The 15,758-nt window shown below is 63.5% G+C and carries 18 protein-coding genes; 9 read left to right on the forward strand and 9 right to left on the reverse strand.

Annotated elements, in window-relative coordinates:
- Positions 1-184: 184 nt before the first annotated feature.
- From G542_RS0114150 to G542_RS17165, 4 genes are all read left to right on the forward strand, one after another.
- Entirely contained in the window at positions 185-436 is a 252-nt protein-coding gene (locus tag G542_RS0114150) for a YqaJ viral recombinase family protein (RefSeq protein WP_012696831.1), read from the forward strand.
- Entirely contained in the window at positions 369-770 is a 402-nt protein-coding gene (locus G542_RS17160) for a YfjT/YkfB family phage-associated protein (RefSeq protein ID WP_505712069.1), read from the forward strand. The genes G542_RS0114150 and G542_RS17160 overlap by 68 nt, the downstream gene beginning before the upstream one ends.
- 73 nt (positions 771-843) lie before the next feature.
- Positions 844-1,104: a hypothetical protein gene (locus G542_RS0114160; RefSeq protein WP_027824444.1), complete on the forward strand. Its 261-nt coding sequence runs from the start codon at positions 844-846 to the stop codon at positions 1,102-1,104.
- 80 nt (positions 1,105-1,184) lie between these two features.
- On the forward strand, positions 1,185-1,802 hold the full coding sequence (locus tag G542_RS17165) for a lecithin retinol acyltransferase family protein (protein WP_051190085.1): 618 nt from the start codon (positions 1,185-1,187) through the stop codon (positions 1,800-1,802).
- 295 nt (positions 1,803-2,097) lie between these two features.
- Here G542_RS17165 and rarD read toward each other — a convergent pair whose 3' ends face one another.
- From rarD to G542_RS0114200, 7 genes are all read right to left on the reverse strand, one after another.
- A complete protein-coding gene (gene rarD, locus G542_RS0114170) occupies positions 2,098-3,009 on the reverse strand; it encodes an EamA family transporter RarD (protein WP_027824445.1) in 912 nt (303 codons plus the stop codon).
- A gap of 433 nt (positions 3,010-3,442) precedes the next feature.
- Positions 3,443-4,351, reverse strand: coding sequence for a metal ABC transporter substrate-binding protein (locus G542_RS0114175; RefSeq protein WP_012696825.1), 909 nt, complete (start codon positions 4,349-4,351; stop codon positions 3,443-3,445).
- Between the two features lie 15 nt (positions 4,352-4,366).
- Entirely contained in the window at positions 4,367-5,239 is an 873-nt protein-coding gene (locus tag G542_RS0114180) for a metal ABC transporter permease (RefSeq protein ID WP_012696824.1), read from the reverse strand.
- Positions 5,236-5,988 carry a metal ABC transporter ATP-binding protein gene (locus tag G542_RS0114185; RefSeq protein WP_027824446.1) on the reverse strand — a complete coding sequence of 251 codons (753 nt, stop codon included), beginning with the start codon at positions 5,986-5,988 and terminating at the stop codon, positions 5,236-5,238. Before G542_RS0114185 ends, G542_RS0114180 begins: the two co-directional genes overlap by 4 nt.
- Positions 5,985-6,116 carry a hypothetical protein gene (locus tag G542_RS19540; protein ID WP_012696822.1) on the reverse strand — a complete coding sequence of 44 codons (132 nt, stop codon included), beginning with the start codon at positions 6,114-6,116 and terminating at the stop codon, positions 5,985-5,987. Before G542_RS19540 ends, G542_RS0114185 begins: the two co-directional genes overlap by 4 nt.
- A 12-nt stretch (positions 6,117-6,128) precedes the next feature.
- A complete protein-coding gene (locus G542_RS0114195) occupies positions 6,129-7,061 on the reverse strand; it encodes a CobW family GTP-binding protein (RefSeq protein ID WP_027824447.1) in 933 nt (310 codons plus the stop codon).
- Positions 7,058-7,495 (reverse strand): transcriptional repressor, encoded by a 438-nt coding sequence (locus G542_RS0114200; protein ID WP_012696820.1) that lies wholly within the window; start codon positions 7,493-7,495, stop codon positions 7,058-7,060. Before G542_RS0114200 ends, G542_RS0114195 begins: the two co-directional genes overlap by 4 nt.
- A 135-nt stretch (positions 7,496-7,630) precedes the next feature.
- Here G542_RS0114200 and G542_RS0114205 point away from each other — a divergent pair, with 135 nt between their 5' ends.
- Positions 7,631-7,975 carry a DUF4870 family protein gene (locus G542_RS0114205; protein WP_027824448.1) on the forward strand — a complete coding sequence of 115 codons (345 nt, stop codon included), beginning with the start codon at positions 7,631-7,633 and terminating at the stop codon, positions 7,973-7,975.
- Positions 7,976-8,077: 102 nt separating this feature from the next.
- Positions 8,078-8,524, forward strand: coding sequence for a c-type cytochrome (locus tag G542_RS0114210; protein WP_027824449.1), 447 nt, complete (start codon positions 8,078-8,080; stop codon positions 8,522-8,524).
- Positions 8,525-8,574: 50 nt separating this feature from the next.
- On the opposite strand, the gene G542_RS0114215 is transcribed toward G542_RS0114210, so the two are convergent.
- A complete protein-coding gene (locus G542_RS0114215; protein WP_027824450.1) occupies positions 8,575-9,309 on the reverse strand; it encodes a sulfite exporter TauE/SafE family protein in 735 nt (244 codons plus the stop codon).
- A gap of 142 nt (positions 9,310-9,451) precedes the next feature.
- Between G542_RS0114215 and G542_RS0114220 the strand changes: the two genes are divergently transcribed.
- From G542_RS0114220 to G542_RS0114230, 3 genes are all read left to right on the forward strand, one after another.
- Complete coding sequence (locus tag G542_RS0114220) at positions 9,452-10,645, forward strand: pyridoxal phosphate-dependent aminotransferase (RefSeq protein ID WP_027824451.1); 1,194 nt, start codon at positions 9,452-9,454, stop codon at positions 10,643-10,645.
- Positions 10,646-10,720: 75 nt separating this feature from the next.
- Positions 10,721-11,428: a 6-phosphogluconolactonase gene (locus G542_RS0114225; RefSeq protein ID WP_027824452.1), complete on the forward strand. Its 708-nt coding sequence runs from the start codon at positions 10,721-10,723 to the stop codon at positions 11,426-11,428.
- Positions 11,429-11,433: 5 nt separating this feature from the next.
- Positions 11,434-13,563: an FUSC family protein gene (locus G542_RS0114230; RefSeq protein WP_162142385.1), complete on the forward strand. Its 2,130-nt coding sequence runs from the start codon at positions 11,434-11,436 to the stop codon at positions 13,561-13,563.
- Between the two features lie 65 nt (positions 13,564-13,628).
- On the opposite strand, the gene G542_RS17170 is transcribed toward G542_RS0114230, so the two are convergent.
- Complete coding sequence (locus tag G542_RS17170) at positions 13,629-15,662, reverse strand: putative bifunctional diguanylate cyclase/phosphodiesterase (RefSeq protein ID WP_051190086.1); 2,034 nt, start codon at positions 15,660-15,662, stop codon at positions 13,629-13,631.
- Positions 15,663-15,758 lie beyond the last annotated feature (96 nt).

The following is a 15,758-nucleotide window of genomic DNA, read 5'->3' on the forward strand; positions in this document are numbered from 1 at the left end:
CGATCCTGCCCGGACCGTGCGGGTGCTGACGGTCATGCTGGCAGAGGAGTACTGACCGGGAACGGAGAGGCCGGTCGTGTGTCCGGTTTCCGTGTTCCGGTTTGGTTCATGTGTGTTGTGTTGCGACGTCGCCCGGTCCGGCCCTGTGCCTGCCGGGCGATGTGCGTTTGAGGAGGAAGGAATCATGCGTTCACGTCATGGGCAGGCCCGTCGTCTGGCTTCGACCGTGGGGCTGGACCGTCAGGCCTGGCTGGCGATCCGCCAGCGGGGCATCGGTTCGTCGGATGCGGCAGCGGCCGTCGGCCTGTCGCCGTACAAAAGCCCGCTGTCCCTGTGGCTGGAGAAGACCGGCCGGCAATTGCCGGAGGATGTGTCCGGCAAGGAGGCGGTGGTCTGGGGTACGGTGCTGGAACCGGTGCTGGCTGGCCAACCTTGACCGCGAGGTCGTCGATGCCCGCCAGAACCAGCTTTACATCGCCTGCAATGACACCGGGCCAGCCACCATGACCCTGACGGTCGGAGGTCGGAATTACACCCGCGAACAGGGGGACTTTGTGCTGTTCATTGACGGCAAGGGGCCGTATTACGCCTCGGATGCCGGTTTCCGGGTCGGGGGCGACAATTTCCGGGTGGTATGGGATGCCTTGCGGACCGGCAGGTCCGTACAGGCCCGGACCGGTGACGGCAAGGTGGTGACGTTTCCCCTGACCGGAGCAGCCAAAGTCCTGCCGGCCCGTACCAGCAAACTGTTCCAGTGCGTGACCTGGTGACGGCATGAAAAACAGGATTTCCATGCATTGGCGGTCAAGGCACCAATCGGCTTGTCTGCGGTGGCGCACGGTCATGCTGCTGGGGCTGGTATTGCCGGTCGTGACGGCGTGCGGCCCGGCCGGTTACGAGCCACGGATTGCCGACCCGTTCATGCAGGCCTGCACGGCCCGCCAGAATCCGTCGTATTGCCGTTGCTCCCTGAGTGTCTTCGAGCAGCAGATGGACCAGGCCGTATTCGAACAGGAGGACCGGATGGCACAGCAGGGACTCTGGACGCCCCGGATGCGCCAGACCCTGACGCTGGCCGAAGAACAGTGCCGCCGCTATCGCTGAACCCTGACCGGGCCGGTTCCCCGGCCTTCACCCTCGCCCCACCGTGTGGGGCGTTTTTTCATTCTGGAAAGGAGTCTGCCATGCAACGTGGCGATCATCTGGTTACGGCCCGCACTGGCTACGAACATCATGGCCTGTATCTGGGTCAGGGCCGGGTCATTCATTACACCCCGGAAGGCGTGCTGCTCGCATCCCTGGACGGCTTTTGTGCCGGCCAGTCCTGTCGGGTCCAACCGCACCCTCACCGGCATCATGATGCCGCTGCCAGCATCCGCCGGGCTTACCGGCGGCTGCATGAACAGGGCTACAGCCTGTTGTTCAACAACTGCGAGCACTTTGTCACCTGGTGCATCGAGGGCACGTCCGGAAGCAGTCAGGTCCGCAATGCCGCCGTTGTGACGGCATCCGTCCCGGCTGCGGTGGCCTTGTCACGCATCCGTCCGGTCCCGGTACGGCCGGACCTGGTCCAGATGGTGGCCAGCCAGATGACCGCTCCGGTTGTGCCAGCCGGCTCGGGAAGTGCCGTGGCGGCCCTGACCGGTTCGGCAACCGCAACCGGTTTGTTGGCGACTCCTGCGGCCGGAGCGGTCCTGACGACCGGGCTGCTGGCAACGCCAGCTGCACCCGTAGCCCTGGCTGTGGCAACAGGCGCTGCCGTGGGCTGGGGAATCAGGAAGCTGTGGGAACAGTTTGACTGATGCACCCATGCGCCTGTCCGGGGTCAAACCCGGACGGGTGTGTGTCGCAAGACAGGCAGGAGGGGATGTTTTTTTGGGTGGGACTTCCCGTCTGGTGTCCGACGGGGTGCCGGGCAAGCCAAAGGCAGCCGATGCAGAATGGCATACTGGCTGGCATACCGAAAACAGCACCAAAAGAAAAAATTATTAATAATCATATTATTAACTACATTTACAAGCAGACGCTACGCCCGCCTGATTCCCTCTGCATCCAGGACACCGCTCGGCTCCGTACAGGTCGCCGGGCGGTGTTTTTTCAGGCCAAGGCCCGTCCCGGCCGGCGCACCAGGCGTGCCAGTGCCGGCATCGAATAGATCAGCAAGGCACACCAGATCAGTCCGAATCCGACCAGACGCTGGGCGTCAAACGGTTCCCGGAACACAGTCAGCCCGATGAAAAACTGGATGCTGGGCGCGAGATACTGGAAAAATCCCAGCGTGGTCAGGGTCAGCCGGCGGGCGGCAGCCGCAAACAGCAGCAGCGGAATCGTCGTCACCGCACCGGTGCCGACCAGCAGCCAGTCGATGGCCAGCGGCGCATGGCCGAATACGCCCTGCCCTTGCCACTCCAGCCACAGCAGACCACCCAGCGCCACCGGGAACAGCAGGAAGGTTTCCAGCGCCAGCCCTTCGAGCGAGGCCATCGGGGCCATCTTGCGCATCAGGCCGTATACCCCGAAGGTGCCGGCCAGCACCAGCGCAATCCACGGCAACGATCCGACCTGCCAGGTCAGCCACGCCACCCCGGCAACCGACACGGAAATTGCCGCCAGCTGGATGCGGTTGAGCCGCTCGCCCAGCACCATCCGGCCCAGCAGGATGTTGACTAGGGGATTGATGAAGTAACCAAGGCTGGCTTCGATGACATGCCCGTTGTTCACTGCCCAGATGAAGGTCAACCAGTTGCAGGCGAGCAGACTGGCCGACAGGGCAAACACGCCCAGCTGGCGCGGCTGGCGCCACACCGGCAGCAGCCACTGCCAGTGGCGCCGCCAGACGAGGATGCCCACGATCAGCAGGGCCGACCAGACCATGCGGTGCCCGAGGATCTGCATGGCCGGCACCTGTTGCAGGGGAATCCAGTACAGCGGGAAAAGTCCCCAGCACAGATAGCAGCCAAATGCGGCAGCAATGCCGGAACGGGACGACGACGAATCGGATGTGGCCATGACGACAGGCAAACCAGCGACGAAGCGTCCGATTCTAACGGATCGCCATGGTCCGCCCACGACGGAGTTTTCACGCCGCACCGGTCTGACCGGTCCTGATGATCGATGACATTGGGCGCCCTGATCACGCAGTACCTCGGCCAGGGTAGCTGGCTGCACCGGCAGCCTGGCCGCACCACCAGATGATTCCACTGACAACGCAGCACCCATACAGGATGAACGAGCGCCGGACCTCACCGAGTTGCCTGATGAACCTGCTAGCCCCCACCGGGGCCTGCCATCGACGACAGGATGAGCGACCGGCCGCATCAGTCCTGCCGGAAAGCTGCTGCCTCCGCATCCGGAGCAAGCGGCCAATAGATCGCCGCTGCCGGCCGGGTGCCCGGTGAACGGTGCACCGGACCGGATCATCACGCAGGCTTTGCCAGGTACTTTACGGGCGGGCCGCCACCGGTGCCATGACGTTGGCCAGCTCGCCCAGGTTGTAACGCATCATGCCCAGATAACTGCTGGCCGGACCGCTGCGGGTCAGCGCATCGGAATAGAGTTTGCCCCCGACCCGGACACCGCTCTCGCGGGCAATCTGGTCGATCATCCGGCGGTCGGCAATGTTTTCGACAAACACGGCCTGCACCTTTTCCTGGCGGATCTGCCGGATCAGCATGGCCACCTGCCTTGCCGAGGCCTGGGCTTCGGTACTGACCCCCTGCGGCGCCAGGAAGCGGATGCGGTAACGCTGTCCCAGATAGGCAAAGGCATCGTGGCCGGTGACCACCTTGCGCTGCTCCGGTGTCATGGCGGCAAAGCGTGCGCCGGCCTGCCGGTCCAGCTCGTCCAGCTTCTGCCGGTAAGCGGTAGCCCGCTGCCGGTAGGCAGTCTGCCCGGCCGGGTCCAGCCGGCCCAGTTCGGAGGCGATGTTGTCAACCCAGACCTTGACGTTCTGCGGGTTGTGCCACACATGCGGATCGGCCTTGCCATGCGCGTGGTCGTCGTGGCCGTGTCCGTCATCGTCCTGCTCCAGCGGCCTGATGCCGTTACTGGCCACCAGCGTGGCGCCCTTGTAGCCGGCCGCCTTGCTCATGCGCGGCATCCAGCCTTCAAACCCCAGACCGTTCACCACGAACAGCCGGGCGCCGGCCAGTGCCTTCACGTCCTGCGGGCGCGGCTGGAACACATGCGCATCCTGGTCCGGGCCGACCAGCGTGGTGACCGCGACCCGGTCGCCTCCCACTTCTTTCACCACGTCGCCCAGAATGCTGAAGCTGGCCACCACGGGCAACGGCGCCGCCCCGGCCAGTACCGGCCATGCCAGCAATGCGCTCCAGATGATTTTCGACTTCATGCAATACCCCCTTTTTCAACCAGCCAGATGACGGCTGCGGAACACCCGCGGCAGCCAGCCGCCAAACGGCGCCAGCAACAGCGACAGCAGATACAGCCCGCCGGCGGCCAGGACAATGGCCGGCCCGCTGGGCAGGTCAAGGTGGTACGACAGCAAGAGCCCCACCCCGCCCGACAGCATCGCCACCAGCACCGACACGCCCATCATGCGGCCGATCGAATTGGCCCACAGCCGGGCGGTAATGGCCGGAATCATCATCAGCCCCACCGCCATCAGCGTGCCCATGGCCTGAAAACCGGCCACCAGATTGAGCACCACCAGCACCATGAACACCAAGTAATAACCGTTGCTGCGCACACCGACCGATTGCAGGAACACCGGATCGAAACTGTCGAGCAGCAAGGGCCGGTAGATCAGCGCCAGCACCACCATCGACAGGGTGGAAATGCCTGCCACCAGCAGCAGCGCTGCATCGTCGATCGCCAGCACGCTGCCGAACAGGATGTGGATCAGGTCAACGTTACTGCCAAAGTGTGAAACCAGCAGCACGCCCAGCGCCAGCGACATCAGGTAAAACGCCGCCAGGCTGGCATCCTCGCGGATGGCGGTGTAGCGCGACACCAGGCCGGCAGCCAGCACCACCAGCACGCCGGCAGCAAAGCCGCCCACCGACATCGCCGGCAGGCTCAGTCCGGCCAGGATGAATCCCACCGCCGCACCCGGCAGCACCGCATGGCTCATGGCATCGCCCATCAGGCTCATGCGGCGCATCACCAGAAACAGGCCGATCGGCCCGCAGCCCAGCGCCAGCGCCAGACACGCCACCAGCGCCCGGCGCATGAAGGCGAATTCGGCAAACGGCGACAACACCAGTTCGTGAAAGCTCATGCCTGTGCCTCCCCTGCCGGCACATCGCACACCGGCGGATGCGCCTGCCAGTGCGTGGCAATCCGGTTGGCGCGGGCAAGGTTGCTCTCGGTCAGCACGTCCTCGGTCGCACCGCAGGCAATCACTTCGCGCGCCAGCAGCAGCGTGCGGCCAAACCAAGCGCGCACCTGCTCGTAATCGTGCAGCACCGCGATCACCGTACGGCCTTCCTGTTCCCAGCGCCGGACAAACGCCAGCAGGTCAAAAGTGGTTTTGGCATCGACCGAGGCAAACGGCTCGTCGAGCAGGATCAGCCGGGCATCCTGCATCAGGATGCGGGCAAACAGCACCCGCTGGAACTGCCCGCCCGACAGCTCGCTGATGGCGCGGGCCTCGAAGCCGAACAGGCCGACGTCGGCCAGTGCCTGCCGGGCGCGCGCCAGCCCGGCGCGGGTGACTCCGCCCAGCACGCCGGTTTCACGCCAGCAGCCGGTCAGGACCGTATCCAGCACTGTTACCGGCAGGCTGCGGTCGATCTGGGCAGCCTGCGGCATGTAGGCAATGTCGGTCAGCCGGCAGCCGGCCAGCTCCACTTCGCCGGTTTCCGGTTGCAGGAATCCCATCAGGGTTTTCAGGATGGTGGATTTGCCGGCGCCGTTGGGACCAAAGATGGCCGAGGCCTGGCCCGCCGGAAATTCGGCCGACACATGGTGGATGGCCGGACGACGGCGGTAGGACACCGTGACGTTATGCAGGCTGACGGACGTCATGCGCCGGCTCCGGTCAGGGCCCACGCCACACCGGCCCACAAGAAGACTGCGGCCACCAGGGCCAGCAACAGCCGCTGCCATGCCGAGGCAGCCAGCAGGCTGACCGGCAGAAGGGATTTGAGGTTCATGCCACACACGATTCAGGAAGAAGGAGAAACCAGACAGGCATCCAGTCCGGCAGCCAGCGATTCCGGCGCTTCGGCTGGCGCAATCAGTTCAAAACGGCTGTCGCGCCGCCAGCTGACCGGCTGGGCACCCCAGTAGCCATCGGTCCAGTTCAGCCAGACGTATTGCTGTCCGAGGTTGAATACCGCCTTGGCCCGCACCAGCCCCGGCACCTGCTCCTTGAGCCGGTCAAACAGGGCGGTGACCCGGTCCGGGTCGAACACGGCTTCGGGCGGCCAGACAAAACCGCTGGTAACCAGTCCGGTCTGCGGTGTCTGCCGGGGCAGGCGGAAGCGGCTGGCGGGCCGGGCCGGCAAGTCCAGCAAGGCCGGTGTCAGCCCGGCGCTGCCGGCTTCGACAATGGCGGTCTTGGGTGGAAACAGGGCAGCAGCCTGGCGGTGGAATTCTGCCATGCCGGCCGGGCCGGCAAGGCTGCACCTGGTCACTACCAGCACGTCGGCAATGGCGATCTGGTCGTGGTAGACCGGCTGCTGGCGGTACTGGAGGTCGACAAACTGGCGCGGATCGACCACGGCCAGCACGGCCTGCACGTCCAGCGCCTGCCCCAGGGGATCACGGCGCAGATCATCGACCAGGTTGGAGGCATGTGCCAGCCCGCTGGCTTCGATCAGCAGGCGGGCCGGCCGCACTTCGCGGATCAGGCGCGCCACGGTAACGGTGAGCTGAGGGCCGGTGACGCAGCACAGGCAACCTCCGGCGATTTCGCGCATGGCGAGTCCGTCGCGGTCGCCCAGTACGGCGCCGTCAATGCCGATCTCGCCGAACTCGTTGACGATGACGGCCCAGGTTTCGCCAGCGGGCTTGCCGGCCAGCAAAGAGAGGATGGTGCTGGTCTTGCCGGCCCCCAGAAAGCCGGTCACCAGATTGACGGGGGTGCGAGCCGTCATGCCTGGCACTCCCGGCATGTGCCGGACAGCACCACGTCGGCGCGCCGGGCCTGGAAGCCGGAGGCGGCGGCGGCCGCCCGCAAGGCGGCCAGCGTGTCGCTGCCGTCGAATTCGGTCACCCGGCCGCAGGTTTCGCAGACCAGGGTCAGGCTTTCGTGCGGGCAATCAAGATGCTGGCAGACGATAAACCCGTTCAGGGCGTCCACCCGGTGCAGCAGGCCCTGGGCCAGCAGGAAATCCAGCGCCCGGTAGACCGTCGGCGGAGCCACCTGGCCGCGTTCTTTTTGCAGGGCCGCCAGTACGTCATAGGCCTTGACGACACCGCTCTGTGCCAGTGCCAGCTCCAGCACCCGGCGCCGGGTATCGGTCAGGCGCACTCCCCGGGCCTGGCAATGCCGGTCGGCAGCCTCGAGAAAGTCGGCAGCGTGATTCATGAAATGTCCAGCGTACGGGTCGGAATTTCGTTATGTTATGCCGTAACACCCAAATCGCCAAGCCGGTTTGCACGCGTCGCCATCGCCCGGTTAGAGTAAGTCCTCATTACATTTCATGTTGACGGTCTTCCCATCATGTACGAACCCGTTGTCCGGTCCGCTGGTCCGCAACTCAAAACCCTGACGCTGGTGGTCTATGGCCTGCAGGCGCTTTCCCTGCTGACCGTGATCACGCTGCTGGTTGGCGTGATTGTTAACTACGTCAAACTTGATGACGTCAGGGGCACGCTGTACGAAAGCCATTTCCGCTGGCAGATCCGCACCTTCTGGTGGTCTTGTGTCTGGGGGCTGCTGTCGGCGCTGACATGGTGGATTTTCGGTCTGGGCTTCCTGATCGGCGGCGTGGCATTTGTCTGGTTCATCTACCGGGTCGTCCGGGGTTTCCTCAACCTCAACGATGGCAAAAGCATGCCCTTATGACCCGTGCAGACCGGAGGGTTATGGATAAGTCATTTTTAATTCTGGGTTAATAGAATTACCCTTTTCGTTTGCTGGTTTTTCCACCCACATGGAGTATTCACGATGAAACATCGCCTTATGGTTGCAGCCGCCCTGGCCGCCAGCTGTGCTTTCTCGGCCCAGGCATTCGCTGCGGCAGACCCGGTGCAGGAACGCCAAGCCATTTTCAAGGAATACAAGAAAACCTTCGGCGCCATGGGTGATATGGTCAAGGGCAAGACCGCCTACGACCAGGCTGCCTTTGCCAAGCTGGCTGTGAAGATGGAACAGCTGTCGAAGCAGCCGTGGCAGCATTTCCCGGCCGGCAGCGACAAGGGCAAGAGCGAAGCCCAGCCGGCCGTCTGGACCAAGCCGGCAGAATTCAAGAAAGAGATCGACACGTTTGAAGGCCGTGCTGCCGTGCTGGCCAAGGCTGCTGCTGCTGCCAAGACCGTTGCCGACGTCAAGCCGGCCTTTGGTGCCGCTGGCCAGTCGTGCAAGTCCTGCCACGACGGCTTCAAGAAGAGCTGAACCACTCCGGGGGTTACAGCAGACCAACAGCCGGCATGCCGGCTGTTTTTTCATGCATAGGTACGGTGGAAAAACGTGGCGGTCAGCACCAGTCCGGTCAGGATCACGCCCCGCCGCAGCCATTCAGGTGGCATGAAACGGGCCAGTTTTGCTCCCAGCAACCCGCCGACCACCGTCCCGCCGATCATCACGCCACCCGCCCGCCAGTCCACCAGCCCACCCCAGGCAAACGACACCACCGAAGCACTGGCGATCAGGGTGGACACCCAGAGCTTGAGTGCAGTCATGCGCTTGAAATCGCTCAATGCCAGCAGCCGGTAATAGGCCAGCAGCAGAATTCCCAGTCCGCCACCGAAAAACCCGCCATAGCCTGACACCAGTACATGCATACCCAGCCGCATGCGTCCCGAGCGGATCTCTCCACCCAGTCGCGCCAGCCGTCCGCCGCCGGCAAACAGCAGCGTAGCCACCAGGATCAGCCACGGCACCAGTTTGTCAAACAGGGCTACCGGCACCCACAGCAGCAACCCGGCCCCCAGAAGCCCGCCCAGAATCGCGCTAAGGGTAAATCCCGGCAATTCTCCCCGCAGTATCACCAGCTCGCGCCGGAACGCCCAGCACCCTGCCACGTAGCCCGGCCACTGCGCCACGGCGCTGGTGGCATTGGCCATGATGGACGGAAATCCGGCCCAGATCAGCACGGGAAAAGTGATCAGCGTGCCTCCTCCGGCCAAGGCGTTCAGCGCCCCGGCGAGGACTGCGGACAGGAAAAGCAGCGCATCCAAGACCACTCCAAGTGTCATAAACCGGTTTGCAGGCTACCTGCCCGGCCCTTTGGCTGCAAGGCTCTCCGGCACTTGGGCGCTATGACTTTCGGGAGTAAACTTGCCACTTTTGCTAACCCGACCGTTGCCAAAGGGAAAAATCGTGGAACTCTCGCATCGCGTAAATGCCATCAAGGAATCTCCGACGCTGGCCATTACTGCCAAGGCACAAAAACTGAAGGCCGAAGGCCGTGACGTGGTGGCACTGGCTGCCGGTGAGCCGGATTTCGATACTCCGGACCACATCAAGGCTGCCGCAATCGAAGCGATCAACAAGGGCTTCACCAAGTACACCCCGGTGTCCGGCACTCCGGCCCTCAAGAAAGCCATCGTCGAAAAATTCAAGCGCGACAACGGCCTTGAATACGCTGCCAACCAAGTCCTGGTTTCGGTCGGCGGCAAGCAGAGCTTCTACAACCTCTGCCAGGCTTACATCAACGATGGTGACGAAGTCATCATCCCGGCACCGTACTGGGTCAGCTACCCGGACATGACCATCCTCGCCGGCGGCGTGCCGGTTGTGGTCGAGTGTGGCATTGAGCAGGGCTACAAGCTGAGCCCGGCCCAGCTGGAAGCTGCCATCACCCCCAAGACCAGGATGCTGGTCATCAACAGCCCGTCCAACCCGACCGGCGCGGTCTACACCCTTGAAGAACTCAAGGCGCTGGGCGAAGTGCTGAAAAAGCACCCGAACATTCTGGTGGCCTCGGATGACATGTACGAACACGTCATGCTCGGCGACACGAAGTTCTACAACATCCTGAACGCCTGCCCGGAACTGAAGGAACAGGTCATCGTCCTCAACGGCGTCTCCAAGGCCTATTCGATGACCGGCTGGCGCATCGGCTATGCAGCCGGCCCGCAAAAGCTGATCAAGGCGATGGAAAACATCCAGTCGCAGAGCACTTCCAACCCGACCTCGATTTCGCAGGTGGCCGCCCAGGCCGCACTGGAAGGCGACCAAGGCTGCATCACCCCGATGCTCAAGGCCTTCAACGAGCGTCACGTCTACGTGGTTGACCGCTTCAACAAGATGCGCGGCCTGAAGTGCCTGCGTGCCGGCGGCGCGTTCTACGCCTTTGTCGATGCCCGCGAAGCCATCAAGCTGCTGGCTGCCGAAGGCAAGATCGCCGGAGCCACCGACATGGCACTGGGCACCTATCTGCTCGAAGCCCAGGACGTGGCCGTGGTGCCGGGTTCGGCTTTCGGTGCTGAAGGCTACTTCCGCATTTCCTTCGCCACCAGCATGCAAAACCTCGAAAAAGCGCTCGACCGTATCGAAAAGGCACTGGCCTGATCGCCCAACGACCGCTAAACCAGAAAGGGTCTGCTTCGCGCAGACCCTTTTTGTCGTTTGGAGTGCGGTTGCGCGATGAGACGCTTTCATGTTTTCGATACAGCTACCGATGCAGTCCTGGCTGCCGCCCGGCACCTGCTGCACCTGACCGAATACGCCTTGCGTGCCCGGCAGACTGCCCGGCTGGCACTGGCAGGTGGACAGACCCCCGTTCCCCTGTATGACTGGCTGGCCCACGCCCCGGAAGGCCGGGCCGTGCTGGGCCGTCCGGAGGTCATCGTCTGCCCGACAGACGAGCGCTGGGTGCCAGCTGGCCATCCGCGCAGCAACGCAGACCTGTTGTACCGGCATCTGGTCACTCCGCTGGTCAGTCACGCTCCACCGGCACTGCACGCCTGGCTAGTCACGGCATCGTCGCCCCTGGCCGCGGCCACCGACATGGCCAGCTGGCTGGAACACTGGCGCCTGCCGCACGACGCCCTGCCCCGCCTCGATGTCGCCCTCCTGGGACTGGGTGACGATGGCCACACGGCCTCGCTGTTCAGCCCTAAGGACGGCAAATCCGGCCTGACGGCAGTCACCCGTGCCCCGGACGGCGAAATCCGCCTGAGCTTCAGCATCCCCGTGCTGGCCGCTGCCCATGCCCGCATGTTTCTGGTGCTTGGTCCGTCCAAGGCTGCCGCCCTGAAGGCCGTCTGGTGCGATGAGCAGCATCCTGCGGCCCTGCTGGCCGACGCTGACTGGTTTGTCGACGTGGCGGCAGCCCGCCGGCTGGAGGGGTAATGTCCATGTGGTCCCTGCCTCCGCTTGCCATCGACCTGCTGGCGCAACTGCGCCTGAGCATCGGCGTTTACGACCCCGGCTTCATCCGCAGCCGCACGGCATTGCGCGGCCTGATCGCCATCATGTCGGCCTGCTTTGCCACCTGGCTGACGGCCAGGCTGTTTGCTCCGCATCTGGCCATTTTCATGACACTGGCCGGCGGTCTGGCATCCTACAGCGCCAGCCTGCGCGTGCAGGATCCGTCACGGAAGGCGCGGCTGGTCACTTACCTGCTGATGATTCCTGCCTGCTGGGCCGGCATCCTGATCACCGTCACGGCGCACGACATGCCGCTGCGCCAGCACCTGCAACTGCTCCCGATCATCGGGATGGCATTTCTGGCCAGCCACTGGGGCGTACGTGCCAGTGCGCTGGGCTTTGCCCTGGCGTATCTGTCGATCGTGCTGGTGGCCGTCGATCCCGGACAGCACACGCTGTACTGGCTACTGGGCTCGGTAGGGCTGTCATTGCTGATCACGGCCGCCATCCAGCTCACCGTGCTGCAACAGTCACCGGCCCAGAAACTGCGACAGGCGATCCACATGCTGCGGCCGGTGGTTGCCGGCATCTGCCACGACCTCATCATCCAGATGAACCATACCCGTGTGCACAACCGGCGCTTTCATGCGCTGGACCCGCTCAACAATGTGCTGGAGCTGACTGACGGGCTGATCGTCAGCCCGGCCAACGACCTGCTGTTTGCCGATCCGGAAGCACGCAACAACCTGCGCCTGCACCTGTCGGACCTGCAACGGGCGGCGGAAAGCCTGCTGACGGCCATTTTCAGCGAAGCCGGTGACAACGGCGAAGCCTTGCGCAGCCTGCGCGTCCTGGAGGCCCAGGCCGGCAATCCGGACCTCAGGCCGCAACAGCTGGACGGCGAACCCCCTGCACTCTGGCATGCACGCCGGGCGCTGCTGGTGGCACTGGATGCGCTGGACAACCTGTCCTGCTACGAATCCACACCGTCTGCGGCGCCAGCCGTACCACAGAACAGCGACGCACCGACGCCGGCCAGCAGCTGGGTACCGGCAATCCGCATGGCCTTGATGGGCATGGCTGCCAGTGCCCTCGCTTATGGCATTACCTTCGCCCTGCATGAACAGCGCCCGCGCTGGGCCATGCTGGCAGCTTTCCTGGTCTGCAACGGCGGACTGGGTGACACCATGAAAACGGCTGTCGACCGGATTTTTGCCACCCTCGCCGGCATTCTGGCCGGGATGACACTGTCGCACATGCTGCATGGCAATATCGCCGACGAACTGATCGCCCTGTACGTATTCCTGTGGGTATCGCTCTTCATCGTGCAACGCAATACGCGGGTGCGGCTGTTCTGGGTCAACCTGAGCGTGGCGCAGATGTACGCACTGGTGTTTGGCAATACGGTCGACACCTATGTCGAAAAAATCGCCGATACCGCCATCGGTGCGCTGGCAGCAGTATGCATGGCCATCATCATCCTGCCGCGGGTCAAACCCGAGTTTGTGCGGTTGAGCCGGCAGTTTTTCGACCGGGTTGCCGGCATCCTCATGAGCCGTTTGTCTCCCGCAGCGGGCGAAGCGAGTGACGGAACGGCCTGCCCAGACCCCAACTGCCTGCCCGGCCACCCGGAGGTCATGGAGCTGGAAAAGCTGTACCGTGCGCTGGCTGATCATATCGGTGCCCTGCGGCACGAGGCGCTGCTGTTTCCCTCAGGAGGTGCCAGTGCCCTGAGCCGCCAGTACGCCTCCCTGGTGCTGATCAAGCACTATGCGGTGGAAATCAGCCTGTTGCCGCACCTGCCGGCCACAGCGCTGACGGATCACCCGGAACTGGTCACGCTGGCTGCCGGGGTCAAAGCCCATCTGGAACGGCTGGAGCGCTGTGTGGCCGGCGAGGCCGGTGACGAACCGGTTGAAGTGCTGGATGACCGGTTTGCCACCCTGCTGCCACAGGTCAGTGACGACACCACCCGCCATTATCTCGACTGGCTCCAGCGGCTGGATTCCGAAGTGCTGCGCCTTCAGGCTGCACTGGCCGGACACCGGCAGATGTCGCGGTTTGTCTTTGGCCGCTTCATGCCCGGCATGACGACAGGCAGCAGTCCGCACCGCTGACCATGCCTGCTGCTCCCGGCAAAGGATGTCCCTGCCGGGAATCCCGGGGGTCGCCGGTTCCGGCTTCAGGCAGCCCCGGACGATTCGGCCACGCACTGCGATGCCGAGTTGACCCAGGCCACGATGTCGTCTGCCGGCATCGGACGGGCAATGCCGTATCCCTGTACCAGATGGCAGCCGAGGGATTGCAGCAACGTCATGTGTTCGGCACTTTCGGCACCTTCGGCAATCAGGCTGCGGCCAAACCCGTCCACCATGGTGACGATGCCGCGCACGATGGTCTGGTCAAGCGTATTGAGCGGCAGGTCGCGCACGAACAGCTGGTCGATTTTTACCGTGTCGACATTCAGGCTCTTGAGGTAGGCCAGCGAGGAATAGCCCGTACCGAAATCGTCTAGGGCAAACCGTACGCCCAGCTCGCGGCAATCGTTGATCAGCGCCATCGTGCGTTCCATGTTGGCAATGGCGGCTGATTCGAGAATCTCGAATTCAAGCTGCCCCGGCCGCACCAGGGGATAGCGCTCAAGGGCATTTTTCAGGTCATTGACCAGCTGCGGATCGTGCAGTTCGCGTGCAGACAGGTTGACGCTGACCACGAGGTCCAGACCTTCGGCGTTCCAGAGCGACAGCTGCATCAGGGCACGCTCCAGCACCCAGCGGCCGATCTTGATGATGAGGTCCGAGTTTTCTGCCAGCGGCATGAAAACCATGGGTGACAGCAGGCCGCGTTCAGGATGTTGCCAGCGGATCAGCGCCTCGGCGCCGATCACCGTGGCATGGCGCAGGTCCACCTTGGGCTGGTAATAGAGCACCAGCTCACCAGCGAACAGCCCGCGCCGCAGGTCTTCCAGCAGGGCATGGCGGGCACGGGTTTCACTGTCTTCGGTGTGATCGAAGATCCGTACGCAGGCGCCGCCTTCCTGCTTGGCAACCAGCATGGCGGAAAATGCCTGGCGCATCATGCCGTCAGGATTGGCGTCGGATTGCGGCAGCCAGATCACGCCACCGACGCTGGCACGCAATTCGCGTCCGTGGCCGATCGACCAGTAGTGGCCTTCAATGCTGGCATGCAGGGTTTCCAGCCGGGCAGTCAGCCCTTCCGGCGTGCCGCCGGACAGCATCATGACAAAATCATCACCAGACAGGCGGGCCAGACGGTCATTTTCGGTCAATCCGGATTTCAGGCGGACCGAGAGTTCAACCAGCACCTGGTCGCCGGCCAGGGCACCGTGTTCCTGGTTGATGTCGGAAAACCGGTCGAGGTCCAGATGGGCCAGCAACAGGGGTTGTTGTTGCTGGCCGGCCTGCAACAACACTTGCGGCAGGCTGTCGATGAACTGCTGGCGGCTGGACAGGCCGGTCAGGTTGTCATAGCGCGTCATGCGGACAAACCGTGCTTCCATGTTGCGCAGTTCTTCCAGATCGTAGAACACGGCAATGTAGTGGCTGATCTGTCCTCCGGCATCCTTCACGGCCCGGATGGTCAGTCGTTCGAGATACGCTTCGCCGGATTTGCGCCGGTTCCAGAGCTCGCCCTGCCAGACGCCTTCATCCGCCAGCTGTTGCCACAGCGTGTCGTAAAAGGCCGGAGACTGCCGGCCGGACTGCAACAGCCTGGGGGTGTGTCCGATGGCCTCTTCTCGGGAATAGCCGGTAACCCGGCAAAATGCCGGATTGACATCCAGAATCCGCCCTCTGGCGTCAGTGAGCATGGCTCCGTCACGCATCTGGTCAAAAATGGCGTGAAATGCCGACAACTGCCGGCAACTGACCTGTTCGTCGGCTGCAATCCGGCACTCGATCGCGATCTGTTGCCCTGCTCCGCTGCATCTGAATGCCCTGACGGCGAGAGTGTGCGGCAACGGCAGCCTTTGCTGGTATTCGACCATGCATTCCCGCACGTCTCCCGGTTGCATGCCATTGACCAGGGCAAGCAATTCAGGCCAGCACTGTGCCAGCGGCATGCTGTCGCCGGGTGGTAGCGGCAGGACTCCGGAGCAGTCGCCATGACAGGCGGCAATCTGCAATGATCCGGCATCGACCCAGACATGCAGGGCAGCGGCAGTGATGGAGACATGCGGGGAAACTGGCTTGGACATAAATCAGGTACTGGAAGAGGTCGGCGCACCGTGCGAAGGGGCGCATTTTAACCCTGTTGGCGACAGGTGATTATGACGATTGGTAAAAAATTCCTG

The sequence above is a fragment of the Laribacter hongkongensis DSM 14985 genome (assembly GCF_000423285.1).
In the GTDB taxonomy this organism is placed as follows: domain Bacteria; phylum Pseudomonadota; class Gammaproteobacteria; order Burkholderiales; family Aquaspirillaceae; genus Laribacter; species Laribacter hongkongensis.